The sequence below is a fragment of the Lutimonas halocynthiae genome (assembly GCF_030409835.1).
Classification (GTDB): Bacteria; Bacteroidota; Bacteroidia; order Flavobacteriales; family Flavobacteriaceae; genus Lutimonas; species Lutimonas halocynthiae.
In genome coordinates this window covers 24,142-40,721 of sequence record NZ_JAUFQO010000002.1, presented here as the reverse complement: position 1 = coordinate 40,721, position 16,580 = coordinate 24,142, and the positions used below count along the sequence as shown (strand labels likewise).

The 16,580-nt window shown below is 36.9% G+C and carries 9 protein-coding genes; 5 read left to right on the top strand and 4 right to left on the bottom strand.

Features of this window, described 5'->3' with window-relative positions:
• Window positions 1–4 precede the first annotated feature (4 nt).
• From QWY87_RS03120 to QWY87_RS03110, 3 genes are all read right to left on the bottom strand, one after another.
• The gene (locus QWY87_RS03120) at window positions 5–5,671 is read right to left on the bottom strand and encodes a S8 family peptidase (protein ID WP_290288098.1); all 5,667 of its coding nucleotides are present in this window, start codon (window positions 5,669–5,671) and stop codon (window positions 5–7) included.
• Between the two features lie 193 nt (window positions 5,672–5,864).
• The gene (locus QWY87_RS03115) at window positions 5,865–7,577 is read right to left on the bottom strand and encodes a cyclic nucleotide-binding domain-containing protein (RefSeq protein ID WP_290288097.1); all 1,713 of its coding nucleotides are present in this window, start codon (window positions 7,575–7,577) and stop codon (window positions 5,865–5,867) included.
• Window positions 7,578–7,884: 307 nt separating this feature from the next.
• The gene (locus QWY87_RS03110) at window positions 7,885–8,811 is read right to left on the bottom strand and encodes a helix-turn-helix domain-containing protein (RefSeq protein ID WP_290288096.1); all 927 of its coding nucleotides are present in this window, start codon (window positions 8,809–8,811) and stop codon (window positions 7,885–7,887) included.
• Window positions 8,812–8,963: 152 nt separating this feature from the next.
• Here QWY87_RS03110 and QWY87_RS03105 point away from each other — a divergent pair, with 152 nt between their 5' ends.
• The 3 genes from QWY87_RS03105 (at window position 8,964) to QWY87_RS03095 (ending at window position 12,780) form a co-directional block, all read left to right on the top strand.
• Window positions 8,964–10,589: a sulfatase-like hydrolase/transferase gene (locus QWY87_RS03105; protein ID WP_290288095.1), complete on the top strand. Its 1,626-nt coding sequence runs from the start codon at window positions 8,964–8,966 to the stop codon at window positions 10,587–10,589.
• A gap of 13 nt (window positions 10,590–10,602) precedes the next feature.
• Window positions 10,603–11,493, top strand: coding sequence for a hypothetical protein (locus QWY87_RS03100; protein ID WP_290288093.1), 891 nt, complete (start codon window positions 10,603–10,605; stop codon window positions 11,491–11,493).
• Between the two features lie 132 nt (window positions 11,494–11,625).
• A complete protein-coding gene (locus tag QWY87_RS03095; RefSeq protein ID WP_290288090.1) occupies window positions 11,626–12,780 on the top strand; it encodes a hypothetical protein in 1,155 nt (384 codons plus the stop codon).
• Between the two features lie 63 nt (window positions 12,781–12,843).
• On the opposite strand, the gene QWY87_RS03090 is transcribed toward QWY87_RS03095, so the two are convergent.
• Complete coding sequence (locus QWY87_RS03090; protein WP_290288087.1) at window positions 12,844–13,689, bottom strand: helix-turn-helix domain-containing protein; 846 nt, start codon at window positions 13,687–13,689, stop codon at window positions 12,844–12,846.
• 156 nt (window positions 13,690–13,845) lie between these two features.
• Here QWY87_RS03090 and QWY87_RS03085 point away from each other — a divergent pair, with 156 nt between their 5' ends.
• Complete coding sequence (locus QWY87_RS03085) at window positions 13,846–14,829, top strand: phytanoyl-CoA dioxygenase family protein (protein ID WP_290288084.1); 984 nt, start codon at window positions 13,846–13,848, stop codon at window positions 14,827–14,829.
• A 61-nt stretch (window positions 14,830–14,890) separates the two neighbouring features.
• Window positions 14,891–16,579: a sodium:solute symporter gene (locus QWY87_RS03080; protein WP_290288082.1), complete on the top strand. Its 1,689-nt coding sequence runs from the start codon at window positions 14,891–14,893 to the stop codon at window positions 16,577–16,579.
• Window position 16,580: the final 1 nt, after the last annotated feature.

Below are 16,580 nucleotides of genomic sequence, written 5' to 3'. Positions count from 1 at the left end.
ATTCTTATTGTTTTATAATGTTATAGGTTCTCACCTGATCTTGGCTTACTATTCTTACAACATACATTGCACTTGGATAAAGATTTCCGTCAGACATATCAATGTCTACCGTATTAGTAATTCCATCAAAACCATAATCAGTGTATAAAACCCTTCCATACATGTCTAATATATAAACAGTACTAATTTCAGGCATACTTTGTTCAATGGTCAAATTACCATCTGTAACCGGATTAGGATAAAGTGTAAGTGTATATGACGCTCCATCTATTTTTGCACCACATTCACCAGTATCACTCTGATTTGCAGATGAAACTGAAGATTTATTAGTGCTACCGAAGGTTGTAAGACTCCATGTTAATTGTTGACCATTAAAACGAATTTCAAAAGTTCCACCTCCAGGCATAAAGAAAGCAGGCGGCCTTCCATCATCCAAAACGCCTCCAGCTAATTCATTATCCGATCCAACTGCTACATATACAACTTCGTCATTATCATTTTCATAGCGGAATATTACGGTATAATCTTCTGGACCATTATATTTAACACAATCTGAAAATGTACGTACTTTTCTTACGTTATCGATTGAATTTATAAGCAAGGTGGCCTCATTACTATATACCATTGTATAATTAGTTGGAGCTGTAATTTGCACTGTATAGGCTCCTGGTACATCAGTAGAATAATACATTGTGTTACCATTCAGGTAATAATACGGTATTTGACCATTAACTTTCAAAACATCTTCAGACTCTCCATGACCAAACCCATCAAATGAAGCTGTAATGTCCGGAATGTCACCTTGGTTAATAATCAATTTTTCCGGAGTTATGGTTATAGAAAGTGTAGCCTTATTAATGGTTAAAGTGCCAATTTTTGTGTCACTAACAACTTTTGTGTCGCTAAATACATAATTATCATTTGGATAATCCTTAATGAAAATTTCATAAACTCCAACATTCATGTCTGCTAGCTGCGCCATAGTAAATGTTGCGCCGTCTTTCATGAAATAATACGGTATCTGATCATTAACCTTTAACACATCTTTCAACTCTCCATGACCAAACCCGCCAAATTCAGGTTCTATTACAGGAGTTTCGCCATAATCAATTGTCTCTGAAACCGCCGTAAAGGTTAAAGTAGCAGGTGCAATAGTTAAAGTGCCAAGTTTTGTGTCACTAACAACTTTTGTGTCGTTAAATACATAATTATCATTTGGATAATCCTTAATGAAAATTTCATAAACTCCAACATTCATATCTGCTAGCTGCGCCATAGTAAATGTTGCGCCGTCTTTCATGAAATAATACGGTATCTGATCATTAACCTTTAACACATCTTTCAACTCTCCATGACCAAACCCGCCAAATTCAGGTTCTATTACAGGAGTTTCGCCATAATCAATTGTCTCTGAAACCGCCGTAAAGGTTAAAGTAGCAGGTGCAATAGTTAAAGTGCCAAGTTTTGTGTCACTAACAACTTTTGTGTCGCTAAATACATAATTATCATTTGGATAATCCTTAATGAAAATTTCATAAACTCCAACATTCATATCTGCTAGCTGCGCCATAGTAAATGTTGCGCCGTCTTTCATGAAATAATACGGTATCTGACCATTAACCTTTAACACATCTTTCAACTCTCCATGACCAAACCCGCCAAATTCAGGTTCTATTACAGGAGTTTCACCATAAATAATTGTCTCTGAAACCGCCGTAAAGGTTAAAGTAGCAGGTGCAATAGTTAAAGTGCCAACAGTTTCAATATTATAATTATCAAGGGCTTTAAGCTTGATTGCATATTCACCAAGGTCTTTAAGGTCACCTATTTTGTATGGTCGTTGACCATCTTTAACAAATTCAAAAGGCTGCTCGTCTTCAGCAAAATAAGTTGCTATATCTTCTCCATAGGCCCAATCTTCAAAAACAGTGGTATCTTCTAACAGTCTCGCTTTTGTAAGAGCATCACCATATTCAATCGTGAAGTTTGGAATACTTACCGTAAGATCTTTTGGCTTAATGGTAATTTCTCCAAAATCATAAGTTATATTAAAATTTGCTGCCATGGCATTTAAAAATGCCCCCGGATAAATATAATGACCATCAGTACCACTTGTGACCTCTAATCCTGTTATAAGATTCAAGGCATACAACCTTGAAATCTCTACATCCTGGTTCTCTTGTGTAGGAAAATCTGTTTCATCAATGATCGCAAATACCGATGAGTAATCATTATTATCTGATTCGCCTCCAAGATCACTGCCATTTGCCAGACCTTTGAAGCTATTTTCAAAAGAAACCTCAACATTAGGATCAAACAGATCCGCAGCATTCGCAAGGCCTTTAAATGCGTTTGCAAGGCCCTTAAATGCGTTTGCAAGGCCCTTAAATGCGTTTGTTTCTCCCTGGGCCTCCTTGGCATCTATATAATCAGTGAAATGAGAGATATCCAATTCTACAATATCCATTCCATTAGCCAGTCCTTTAAAACTGTTAAATATGGTTCTTTCAGTTGCGATCCAGCTTCCTCCGTTTAACAGTTCTAAATAATCATATCCATTGGCCAGCCCTTTAAAACTATTGACTAAGGCCAATGTGTTTTGAGCATAAAAATCATCTTGATGAGCCGCTTCAATTTCAGCGTAAAAATCGGCTGGACTTTTTATTCCTGCCGGGTCGTCAAATAAATATTTATTTTTAATGTCAATGATGTCACCATAGGTATAATCCTGAGTAACATTTGGCTTAATAATTAAATCATTTTTATTTATGGTCAAATAACCAACTTCACCCAACTCATCATCGAGATAACCCGAGATAAAATTAATCTGGTATTTTTCCTGCTGCACATCACTTAAAACAGCATCTCCAAAAGAGGGTTTCATAATATAAAGTCCCGCTATTGGATAACCATTACCTTCGTTTCCAAGGTATCTGTTCAGTTCATCATCGTTTAAAACAACAGGTGGAAGACCATCCTCTAATTCCAGTGACTCGTAGGTAACGCCTTCTGGAAGACCTTCTACAAAAAAGGGAGGAACATAATCTGGGTCTGTTTTATCGGGCCTGTAATAAGAAGGTCCGATATCCTGTCCAAATTTAAACGTCGCATTGTTTGCAATAATGTTTAAGGCTATTTTACCGTCGTCAAAGAAATAGGCCGGGTTAGATTCACCTCCATCAGTACCACCGGGAGTATTCCCTTCTGTAACAATCACTAACTTCGGATTTCCAAAAAAAGTAGGTACAGTGGCCGAGATAAAAGTTGAATCATTCCTTGTAAAATATTCAACATTCTCCAATTCTTTATCGTCAAATAAAACTTTTAATTTCTTAATGTCTACAGGAAGTGATTCTCCATAAACATAAACTTCAAAAATCTGTTGACTGGGGGTCACTCCATCATCATATTTTAGTTTTCCCAATATTTTTGGTAATGGGGCTGCAATACTTTTAAAAGCTTCAAAAGTATTGAGGAAAGCACCACCTGAACCATCAGGAGTACTAAAAGTTGTTGCGGTTCCTTTAAACGTACTTAAAGCCTTCGTTGCTGGGAAACCATCCGGAAACCAGGATTTTGCCGCTGACATTAATAATGCCGCTGCTCCCGCCGCATGGGGTGCTGAGGCCGAGGTGCCATAAAAATTCAAGAAACCATCCTTATCACAAGTGTCGCACTGAGCATCTATACCTAATCCTATAGTTCGAGGTTCAGATTTGGATGCGATGTTACCACCATCCGGGGCATAAAGGTCAATTTTAACTTCAGTAGTATTGTCAGATAATTGACCCCCATAGGATGAGAACCCTTCAGCAACAGGATTGTCGGCATATCTATAATCAACCGCCCCCACGGTAACAGATTCAGGAGTCATGGCATGACCGCTTACTGTTGGTGCTCCAAAGTTTATTCCTTCATTAAAATACTCTTCAAATTTTAGTCCGTCCGGCACATTATCATCACCACTTGTCCGAAAAGCAATATACCTGAAGGGCACATTAACATTAGGATTATTAGCACCGTTCGCGTTTGTAATTAAAATGTTCGCCTCACCTGATCCCGTGGCCCTGAAAACGATGATCTCTGTAGGATCTCCTGCATCATTTACACGATTGCTTCCAACAAGCAAACGACCGAAGTCATCAACGATGTATATATCAAGATCTTGAAGGGCTCCATTATTATTATCCTGAGATGCGACAGGCTCTTGCCATTGCAAAGCTATTAAATATGTACCTTTTACTACGCTGATTTTCTGAAGGTAATCAACTTCCGCACCTTTATTGAAATCATGCGCCACAGTTGTAGATGAGGGGTCAATAAAATTAGTAACGGGTGCCGTCGAGGTAGGATTAAAAACACTTTGATAACCCTTGTTTGCAAAATTTCCTGCTGAAGTGAAATGAAATTTCTCAGGTGCACTATTCACAAAGGATTGAATTGCTTTAGAAATACGTCCTTCACCAAAAAAGGGTTCTGTAATAAAAGTAATATCATCTACGATAATATCACTATACGCGGCCAGTTTATCAAAAGCCACTTCAAATTGTCGGGGAGAAGCCGTAGCAGTATGAAATTTCAGGGTGGCTCCAGGCGCCACGTCATGAATTATCTGAGCCATAGCTCTTCCTTCATCACTTGCCTTGAAGCGGCTATCTTCTACAACCACTTCATTATCATCTGGTAATTCTCCAGCTGAAATATCAAGACCAGCTAAATTGCCTCCCGGGACAAACATATTATAACTATCAGATAAAATACCAACAGTAATGTCAGACCCGTCTACAGTTACAAAAGTTCCATCAGCATTTTTCATGCGGAACGAATCACGCACCAAATTTGAAGTCTGGGCTCCATCTCCCTTAGATTTAACCCCCCCGGTATTATTCTTAGCAGGATATGCCGGTCTGGCAAAGTTTATAATATCCTCATGAAGATTTAGTTCGCATAATAATTTTCCCGGTTCAATATAAACATCCACAGCTGACAGACCGTTATAGGCATTTAGATTTAACAGGAAGTCTGAAGGTGTCCTATTAAATGGAGGCCCTTGTAATAATTCAATTACTTCAGGCATTTTATTAAAAATTGGCACTATTTCAACAAGCACCTTGTCACCGACTATTTGAAAAATAAGATTTGAAGGAGCCTCTCCGGCAACATCTTCACATAATGATGTCAGTTCTTGTCCGATAATATCAAATGATTTTCCATTTCCGATTACAGGTTCTATAACATTTTTATCAGGCTCACAATAGCCCGAATTCACATTGGCCACCACCTCATGTGTTTTTCCGTTGCTGGTGATGGTCCATACAATAAAATCACCGGCACCGAATTCTTTTGTAAAAGCCTTTTTATTCACGCCAGGTTTGAATTTATTCAGGCCTTTAGCAACTCTTTTACCATTATTCGACTTGATGATACTTCCATTCTCATCAATAACCACCTCTTTTTTAGTTGGGTTCTCGTACGAGAATGTTGCCTGGTACAATCCGTTTTCCATTTTTTTGACGCAAACCAAAGGGAGAATAGCCTTGTCTTTTTGCGCATATCCCGAAAAGGAAAAACAAAACAATACAAGACACGTAATGATCATTTGATAATGAGATCCGAATTTGATCTTATGATAAACTATTTGAAGTTGCGTAAAAAAGTAATTTTTTTTCATAATTAGGGGGTTTAGGTATTAAAACCTGCTATTTCACAAACATTAAAACCTTTAAAAATGATTATGAAATATAATATTTTAACATTGTAAAATATTATTAGTTAGGACCAAACACCTGTTTTATTGTCCGAAAGTCTATAAATAATTTTCAAAGGATAAAATCTATTATATTTTTGATTCTATATTATTCCCATTAAGCATTAATCATCCTATTCGCATCGCGTAATCTGTTTGACATTTTTTCAAGCAATCTATAGGCCAATGAGGCATCGTTTTGAATTGACTCGTAAAAATTTTTTTTATCAATAGTGAGCACCCTGGCATCTCCTAAAGCCCTTACTGTGCAAGAGCGTACATCTTTTTCAAACAAACCCATTTCACCAAAAAATTCCGTTTCTTCCAGTTCTGCCAATTTAATATCCTCTCCATTGTGTTCATTGATCACCTCTACCTTCCCTTCCTGAATTACGAAAAGACAATTTCCTGAAGTACCCTGTTTAATGATTACTTCTCCATTTTTATACAATTGCCCTAAATCTTTATGTTTAGCTTGTTGCTGGTGATGCGCCGTTTTCAAAGGCTTGGAAAAGACTCCTCTTATCAAATTGAACAAAAGTACCGGATGAAAAAAACGTTTTAATATATTACGATAACTAGCACTTCCGGTAAAGGTATCCCACAATGCCAGGCTCATTAATTTTTCAGTATTGTTTGTCTTTTGTTCTCTTAAGACAGCATTAAGAACTGCTTTTTTTAATAAAGAAGATCTTTGAATAATCCTTGTGACCAAAAATATCAATTTTCCAATCTGGTTATCTCGATCAAGACTCCTGCATGCTGGCAAATACATTTTTTCAAAACTATTTTTGGAAATCCCTTCAAAGATGGCAGCTTTTGCCGCTGCTCTCCCCGTAATATAAGCGGCTCCAATACCATTCTTGTAAAGTTTTGAAGACGCAGAATCTCCGATCAATACAATGTTATCATCGAATGGCTGTTTGGCTCCTTGAACATTAATAAAAGGGTAACACTTGCAAGGTGCAGCATCTTGTAATATGAAATTTTCAGGAAAACACTTTTTTACTTGCTCCGCCGTAATAAACTTTTCGACAGTTTCTTTATTAATATCTTTCCCTAATAATACCAGCGTTACATAGTCATTTTTAGGAATCAAGGCACCAAAAGTAATATTGGGCAGGTTAAGCAAAAACACATGCATTGAGCCCCCAAAATACTTATCTATCTGACGCTGCCCTAAATAAAATTCACTAATATAAGTTCTGGTAACCTGAGGTGGAACGAACTGTTCAGATATTGCCTGAAACATGTTCAGCGTCTTTTTGTTGAGACCAACAGCCCCAACTACAAGATCGTATTTCTTATTTTCTAATTTTTTAGATTTTACAATGATGCCTTCGTCACATCTTTCAAGTTCAGTAACTTTTTCTAAAATAACCCGTACTCCTTTTTCTCTGCAAAGATCCAGCAAGTAATTATCAAAACTTCGTTGAGAAGTATCAAGGCAACCTTTAGGGCCGCATCCACGAAATACTGAAGCAATCCTGTCTTCATTGCTTGGTGTTTGTATCACAGCATCACCCTTTTCTACATGCATCGTATACGTATTTATACCCCTTTGAATAATCTCTGCAGGAATAATAATACCGTCGGTAGATAATTTTTGAACCAGAGACTCTGATATGATACCTCCACAATGATTACAACCCCCAGCTCCTATTCTCGTGAAGTTTTTAGCCTCATAAATATCTATGTTAATATTTAAATCAAGTCTGTCGGCAAATTCAAGGGCATAATAAGTGAAAAAACTACCGGCAGGACCTCCTCCAATTACCGCAATATTTGACCCGTCTTGAAGCGCAACTTTTATTTTAGATCGACTGGACATAGGGGTGAGTTGAATAATTCAAATATTTCAATGAACTGATATTCAGTTATTAAAATATTTAATGTATTATGTGTCACTTAAAATCTGTATTGGTCAATACAGATTTATACGAACTAAAGTTAAATGAATAAATGCTTGATTCTAATGACTTTTGTTATGGAATATTTCGTCAAATTTTAGTAACTTTAAGACTTGGCCTTTTCTGAAAATGTAAGAACAACACCCTTTATTAATCTCGAATTGAAGCATAAAAGATCAGACAGCAAGCTTTTTAAACAAAAAGGCTCTTTTATCTTAGCTCAATTTTCTAAGCATTTTTAAGTGTTTTGGAAGGTAATTCACCAAACAATTTCAAATAATCAGCCGCAAACTGCCCGGTATGCCAATAACCATAGCGATGCGCTACCTCGATTATCTTTTCAAAACCGCCAGATTTAAGGTCTGACCTTACTCTGTTTAATCTACAATGATTGATATACTTTTTTGGTGATAAGCCTGATGTTAGCTCAAAGGCATATCGCAGGCTTCGTTCACTAACCCCAAGAGAAGTGCATAATTCAGAAACCAAAATTGTACTTTCAGTATGCGCATGAATAAAATCTCTGGCCTGAGAAAAGGTTTTAATTTTACCAATTCCAACTTTTTCTGGCGAAGTATTCTTTTCAATTGATTCATGAAGAGATTTAATTAACAATACAAGTAAATCATCTAATTGCTTGGCAAGGTTCTGATTTTCAACCCTAAAACAATTCAATAACAATCGATGAAGCCTTTGTGCCTTGAATTGGTCTATTGTAACAGATTCATTCGAATAAAGGTGATCAAGGATTTTAGCATAACCTAAGTTATGAATAATATTAACCAGATACGTATTTTCAATTGAGACAGGATATCCAACGAAATTCTGGGGTGTTACGCAATCATGTTCCATACCTTCATGCAGAATTCCAATCACATTCCCTTTTAGATTACTTTTTCTCCATATAAAATCCTGCTTCATATTTCCAGGTATCAAAAAGGTAGTATAGCCTTTCATTGCGGCACCACGTTGCAAAATCTTTTGATTCATTTGATGGTGACTGATAATGATCGGCCCATGAATCAAGTGATTTAATTTACCATTAAAACTGCCTTGACTCAATTGAGATTGCTCTATATCGGCCTGCCTAATGAATTTTGCATATTCATCAAAATCATTGAATAAAAATTCATGTTTAACAAAGGATTCAGACATAGTATTGCCGATTTTTGACCTTTGTAAAGGTATACAATTATTAATTTTGACCTTTCGTAGATTTTCTTTATTTTAAGACCTTCGCTTTAAGAAGTTCTAAATGCGTATAAATAGCAAAAAAACAATCTTTAATTAATAACTATAATTCAATTATGAAATACAATAACTATTATTTATTAATCTTTTTATTTCTATTTGGGTCAGCAGGTCTGGCATCTGCCCAGAACAAAATTGTTCATGACGCCGAATATTATGTGATAGAGGCTCAAAACGGTGAACGCTGGGCATCTGAAGATAAAGATTTGGACAAAAGATTATCCGAATTAAAAAAGAAACATGGAAAAACACCAAATATCGTTTATATTTTATGGGATGATATGGCCTTTGGTGATGCAGGAATTCCTGCAATTAATAAAATTAGAGGTTTTGATACACCAGGTGCTAATAAAATGGCAGAAGAAGGGATCTTATTTACAAGAATGTATGCAGAACCATCCTGTACACCTACTAGAGCGGCTTTAATGACAGGTAGACAACCTTATCGTAATGGAATGTTTATTCCAGGGTTTCCTGTTGAAAATGGAGGTTTAGCCGCTGAAGAAGTTACCATAGCAGAAGTTTTATCTGATGCAGGTTATGCAACTGCATTCTACGGAAAAGGACATTTAGGTGATATTGAAGAATCTTATTTGACAAATCAAGGGTTTGATGAGGCCCTGTTTACTCCTTATAACCAAGTGTTGAGTTTATGGAATCCTATCGGCGAGGGTGCAAATGCAATTATTGGGGTGATGGAAGATCAGTTTCCTAAAAACCCATACCAATTAGATGATAATTTCCTTCCAAGAGGATGGATTTTAACTCTTGATGGGAAAAAAGGCGAACAAGTAAAAGAATGGGGCTTACCAACACACGAAGACTACATGAAGGTAGATGCAGAATGTGAAAAGCGAACTATTGATTTTATTAGAAAAAATGCAACTACGGATAAGCCATTTTTCGTGTATTATTCTCCTCAAATGACCTCTTTTATCGCTAACCCACAAAAAACAACGAATAGTAGATCATTACTTAGTGACGGTTACACAAAAGTAGATGCATTTATATTGCAAGTGATGGCTGAATTGAAGACTTTGGGAATTGCAGAAAATACGTTATTAGTGGCAATGGCAGATAATGGTCCAATGATTCATAATCCACCACCTGGATTAGGAATGGTAGAAACAATATTTACAGGAGGAAAAGGTGATTATACCGAAGGTGGTGTTCGAGTTCCTGCATTTGCTTGGTGGCCAGGCACTATCAAGCCTAATTCTGTTGTAGGAGATATTATTCATGTAACAGATTTATTTACAACTTTTGCTCGTATTGGTGATGGAACAAAAAACATACCAACAGATAGAGTTATAGATGGAATTGACCAAACTTCATTACTAATGAATGGTGACACTTTTAGCAGAAGAGATTATGTCCATATATACAATGGCCAAAATTTGTCTGCAACTGTAAAAGGTGTATATAAAATTGATTGGACAAAAGGTATTCCAGGTATGATTACAGATAATTATTTTGACTTACAAAATGATATTCGTGAAAAAGAGGGCCTAGAAGTACCATTATTGCACTTTAATTCTGGGTTTGTTCGTATGAGAACACGTCATTTAGAATTAAAAGAAAAATATCCCGACGAATTACAGGCTCATGGTCCTGCATTGACAGGGGTTTCAAATGCAAGACCAGAAACAAAAAACCTGGAAAAATTGTATAAACAGTATTAATAAACAATATTTAATGGCCTCCAGAGAAATCTGGAGGCCATTTTCTTTTATGAAAAAGCTAGTACTCATCATATTTGTATTACTTCCCTTTTTTTCATTTTCTCAGGAAAATGAGGTTCAAGAGAAGGAAGAAGAAGTCTCTATAGATGACCTTAACAGGCAGCTTGAAAATCCTTTATCCCGATTTTGGTCAATGATCTTTCAGGAAAACTTGAGTTTTAGTTCAGGTGATTTAGTTGATGGAACTCATGTCTCTAATGTATTTAATTTCCAGCCTTCGCTTCCAGTTCCTGTTGGTAAATCCAAAATGCTATTGGTACGACCGGTATTCCCGTTGGTGACTGCTCCTGTATTCGATGCAAACGGAGAGAAGACTGGTACAGAAACAGGTTTAGGTGATATCAATGTTTTTTCATTATACGGCCCTGATAAAAAGGATGGTTTGATATGGGGGGCAGGATTGACATTTGCATTCCCTACGGCCGCTTCGGAAAACTTAGGAAGTGGAAAAATACAGATGGGTCCGGCACTTATGGCGCTGAGTATTACCAAAAAGTGGACCATTGGAACCATCATCCAACATTGGAATTCTGTAGGAGGAGATAGTGATCGCTCAGATGTGACGAAAACAGACATCCAATATATTCTGCGTAAACAGATCAAAGGAAAAGGTATGTCAATAGGTATGGGACCCAATGTTTCTATTGACTGGAATGCAGCATCTGGTAATAAAGTTACATTACCAATCGGCCTGGGTGTTACTAAAACAGTAAAATGGGGTAACACGCCCTGGAAACTCAGAGTTGAACCTCAATATTCCATTATAAAACCCGATGATTATGGCACAATTTGGAATGTTCGAATCCAGATTGCTCCAATTATCAAAAATCCTTTTTTAGATTAATTCTAGTATAATTATTAGAATTTTACTTTTACCTACAATTTTTTAAGGGTTTTAATTCAATATTCAGGCTCAGATTTCGTTATCTACAAGGTTAGTCAACTATATTAACGACTCAATTTTAATACGAAAACAATGAAAAGCCTTACAAAATATTTGGTTCTTTGTCTTACAACTGTTACAATATTTGTAGCCTGTAATTCAGCAAAATCTTCTTATGACCGCGGTAATTATTACGACGCAGTAATGCGTTCAGTTGAAAAATTACGCAAAAGTCCGAACAATAAAAACGCACAGGAAACCCTTGCCAATGCTTATCCTTTAGCCATCAACACTTTCATGGATAAACTTGAAAATGAAGATCAGGCAAATGTAGATTTTAAGTTTACAAAGGCAGCAAAAACCTACACGCAACTAAACGGCATGTATGAAAGCATACAACGCTCACCTGGTGCACAACAAGTCATTACAAATCCAAAAAAATACTATAAAACGCTAGACAGGATTAAACCACAAGCAGCTGATGAACAATATGAAGCTGGGCTTTATCAACTGTCAATGGGCAGCAGAGACAATGCGAAACAAGCTTATTTCTATTTTCTTGAAGCCGATAAATTCATCCCCGGATACAGGAACGTTGGAGAAAAAATTGATGAAGCCTATCACAGGTCTATTTTGCATGTCGTTGCAAATCTAAAACCAATTCAATCACGATTCTATGAAGTGAGTGCAGATGTATTTTACAAACAAGTAGAGAATACCTTACAGCAAATAGAAAATAATGAATTCATTAGATTCTATTCTCCTGAGGAGGCTGCCAATAATAATATTCAAAACCCTGATCAAATCCTTGAAGTAAACTTTGAAGATTTTGTTGTAGGCGAAACCCATACCAAAGAAACCATTGAAAAGATGGAAAGAGATAGTGTCGTAATCGGTGAGGTTACCCTTGACAGTGGCAGAAAGAAAGAAGTGATCGGATCTGTAAGCGCCGAAGTTGCGCTGTATAGAATGGAAGTAATCTCTCGAGGCTTAGTGAATCTATCCATCACTAAAAATGGAATGAATGATAAAGATATCGTTTATCAGGATTTACCAGGAGAATTTGTTTGGTTCCATGAATGGGGACAATTTAATGGTGATGAAAGAGCCTTAAATGACGAGCAAGTAGCCATCTGTCATAACCAAAGAGTAAGCCCGGCACCACCACAACAACTATTTGTAGAATTCACTAAACCTATCCAAGCACAACTGCACAACAGGTTGATTTCGTTTTATAAGAATTATTAGTGATATGTTCCGAGGTGATCGGAGGTGAGGTGATCGGAAGTGAGCACCTCACCTCCGATCACCTCAGTTTTTATACCTTGAGCGAAAAGAGATCGGGTTAGTACCAGTGATCTTCTTAAAAGTCCGGTTGAAATATGATAAGCTTTCAAAGCCACTTGAAAAACATGTTTCGGTAACGTTCTTTCCTGACAGCAAGAGTTTTTTAGCCTTGTCTATCCGATAATGATTCACAAATTGAGTAAAAGTCAAGCGTGTTATTTTCTTAAAATAACGGCAAAAAGCTGGTTTTGTTAAATGACTTAAATCCGCAACTTCCTGAATATCAATTCTTCTCTGATAATGTTCATCAATAAAATCATGAATTCGGTCTAATCGATCTGTGTCTTTCGTGTTAAACTGGTTTTTAACCGGTGAAGAATGCAAGAATTCCTTATCCTTAGCATGAGCCAACACATTTAAAATATCCATCATCTCAAGAAATTGTTCAAAGCTATTGAGGTCATCCAGCTTTTTAAGTCTCATACCTATTTTGGACTTCGTATCATTTCCAAAAGCGACTCCTTTCTTAGAATCTTCCATTAACTGATGTATCGATACAAGCTCCGGCGTTGTAGCAAAATCAGTTTTCAAAAAGTCAGGCGGCATGTGAACTACAATTTTCTCGTAAGCTGTCTTGATCCCATAATCAAAATTCAGATGTGGAATGTAAGATCCTATTAAAACCAGATCACTCCCCTTAAATCTAGAATTATGATTTCCCACATGCCTGTTGCCATCCGCTCCTTCAATAAAAACTAATTCAAACTCCGGATGAAAATGCCAAAAGAAAAAATCGCTCAGGTCGGGATTGATCATTAAACTCAAAGAACTTCCTTGTTCGGGATTAATATGTTCTAATTCGGTTTTCATATTATAAATTTAGACATAATTTGCTTTTACATCCTAAATATATCCCATTATTGTTAATATTGTTCAAATCAACATCATTATAGGCGTAGCGATCGTGTCTTATGCTGTATATCTTTGAACTGACTAAGGCTAAAGTGAAATATAAAAACAAACATCATGAATTATCAAGACGAAAAAATAAATGAAAGAGAAAGCCCGAATCAAAATCATAAAGAGATTCCCGGCAACCCTTCTACTGCAACAAGCAGCGAATTAAAATTAAATGATCGGTCTAACGGAAAGGCACTTAAAGTGCTGACTGAAGAAGACTGGAAATTCTGGATTGAGAATGGCTATGTTGTTATAAAAAATGCCGTCCCAAAGGAACAGGCAGCCAAAACGGCTGAATTTCTATGGGAATTTGAAGAAAAAAATGCCACCGACCAAAGTACTTGGTATGCTCCTCCCAGAGCAGAAATGGAAATGAAAGAATTAGCTGGTACCGGCATGGTGGAAGTTTATAATAATCAAGCACTTTGGAACAATCGCCAAAATCAAAGAGTTTATGATGCCTTTACGGATATATGGGGCACAGATAAGCTTTGGGCAACCATTGACAGAGCAAATCTGAATTTTCCAATAAGACCTGGGTTTGAATACAAAGGTTTTATTCATTGGGACTATGATCCTGAAACCAAACCACAAAATGTCCAAGGCGTTTTGGCTTTGGCCGATCAGAATGATGAAGATATGGGTGGCTTTCAATGCATTCCGTGGTTATATAGAAATTATGATTCCTGGAAACTCAGTCAACCTGAAGACCGCGATCATTTTAAACCAGATGTAAGTGATTTGACTGAACATGTAGTTAAAGTCAAACTCAATGCAGGAGATCTCCTGATTTTTAATAGCTGTCAACCTCATGGGATAAGACCAAATTTATCCAAAGACAAAGTTAGAATTGCCCAATATATCTCAATGATGCCAGCAGAAGAAGACAATACTGAATTAAGAAACTGGCGTATCAATTCATGGGATAAAAGAATCGCCCCGAGCGGTTATGCTTTTCCCGGAGATCCAAGAAATTTTGAGCAGATCAAATACGAACGAGCTGATTTAAATGACTTAGGCAAGAAGTTATTAGGATTAAAAAACTGGTAAAATCAGATTAGGTAAATAATCCCTACATTTATAACATTGACCAAAACTCTAACAATTATTCATGCTGGGTAACCTACATTTTATTGATATATCTATAGTGCTCATTTATTTCGCGATCATATTATGGATCGCCTGGTGGGTGTCTAGAGGAAGCAGAAAAAACAAAGGTCCGAGAGATTCCAAAGACTATTTTCTGGCAGGAAAAACAGCCGGTTGGTTCGTCATAGGAGCCTCCTTATTCTCGTCTAATATAGGTTCGGAAATCATTATTGGCGTATCAGGAGCCGGAGCCAGGGGCGAAATGCCTCAGGCAAATTTTGAAATCATTGCTGCCCTTATACTGATCCTGTTGGGTTGGGTTTTTGTTCCTTTTTATTTAAGAGCCGGGGTATATACCATGCCTGAATTCCTTGAGATTCGCTATTCAAAAGCTTGTAGAAACTATCTTTCAGTAATTTCGGTATTGGCTTATGTGATCACCAAAATTTCATTGATCATTTTTGCGGGAGCCCTAGTTTTTGAAACAATGGGTATTTCCTTTTGGACAGGTGCCATTATCACCATCGTTGCTACCGGTTTTTACACGGTTCTGGGAGGGTTGAAGGCGGTCATCTATACAGATATGATTCAAACCTTTATTCTCTTGGCCGGAACGGGTGCAGTAACTTATTATGGTTTAATGGAGATCGGAGGCTGGAATGCCTTGATGGACACCCTTACTGAGGCTGCAAGCAAACCTGAAAACCCTCCAGTAGAAAGATTCTTTAATTTATGGAGACCTTCAGATGATACATCTTACCCTTGGACCGGCATGCTTTTTGGCGCTCCTATTTTAGGTGTATGGTACTGGTGTACCGATCAGTTCATCGTACAAAGAACCTTATCCGCTAAAGACATCAGTAATGCCCGAAGGGGAACCTTATTTGCTGGATTTTTAAAGTTGCTTCCTGTATTTATATTTTTTATTCCAGGAGTCATCGCTTATGCATTGGCCCAAAAAGGAATGCTTAATTTTTCTCTAGACAATCCTGATCAGGCTTTACCTGCCATGATCACTGGCTTTTTACCCATCGGTTTAAAAGGACTTGCCATTTCTGGATTATTGGCTGCCTTGATGAGTTCTTTGTCTTCTGCTTTTAATTCATCTTCTACCCTAATCACTTTTGATTTTTACAAGCAATGGAAACCGCAGGCCAGTGAAAAAGAACTAGTTTGGGTAGGCCAACTGGCTACCTTAGTACTTGTTATTGCCAGTTTTTTATGGATTCCTTTTATGAAAACCCTAATGGGTGGCGGGCTCTTTCATTATTTGCAAAGTGTTCAGGCCTATATCTCGCCTCCTATTGCCGCGGTATTCTTGTTTGGTCTTTTCTTTAAATGGATCAATGCTACAGGAGCCATTATTGCATTATGGTCTGGTTTTGCTCTTGGAATGTTCAGACTTGTGACTGAATATTTGAGTAAAGAAGGAATTATCATACTCGAACAAGACAGTCTTATTCAAATCATGCTCGATATAAACTTTCTACACTATGCCATCATTCTGTTTGTATTTAGTGTTGCAGTACTGATGCTTTTTAGTAAGCTTGGAATACCAAAAAAGGCCGAATTATTAGAGCTTGTTACGTTTAAAAAAGAAGAATTAAACTTTAAAATCACATGGTCAACTGATGCACTTCTCACTGTGTTATTGATCGCTTGTGTTTTAACCCTTTGGATACTTTTTAGCCCAATTGGAATTATCTCATAAA

Coding starts and splice junctions, on each gene's coding strand:
- QWY87_RS03090 (WP_290288087.1), bottom strand. CDS start 13,689: ATGAAAACCGAATTAGAACATATTAATCCCGAACAAGGAAGTTCTTTG.
- QWY87_RS03110 (WP_290288096.1), bottom strand. CDS start 8,811: ATGTCTGAATCCTTTGTTAAACATGAATTTTTATTCAATGATTTTGAT.
- QWY87_RS03105 (WP_290288095.1), top strand. CDS start 8,964: ATGAAATACAATAACTATTATTTATTAATCTTTTTATTTCTATTTGGG.
- QWY87_RS03085 (WP_290288084.1), top strand. CDS start 13,846: ATGAATTATCAAGACGAAAAAATAAATGAAAGAGAAAGCCCGAATCAA.
- QWY87_RS03120 (WP_290288098.1), bottom strand. CDS start 5,671: ATGAAAAAAAATTACTTTTTTACGCAACTTCAAATAGTTTATCATAAG.
- QWY87_RS03115 (WP_290288097.1), bottom strand. CDS start 7,577: ATGTCCAGTCGATCTAAAATAAAAGTTGCGCTTCAAGACGGGTCAAAT.
- QWY87_RS03095 (WP_290288090.1), top strand. CDS start 11,626: ATGAAAAGCCTTACAAAATATTTGGTTCTTTGTCTTACAACTGTTACA.
- QWY87_RS03100 (WP_290288093.1), top strand. CDS start 10,603: ATGGCCTCCAGAGAAATCTGGAGGCCATTTTCTTTTATGAAAAAGCTA.
- QWY87_RS03080 (WP_290288082.1), top strand. CDS start 14,891: ATGCTGGGTAACCTACATTTTATTGATATATCTATAGTGCTCATTTAT.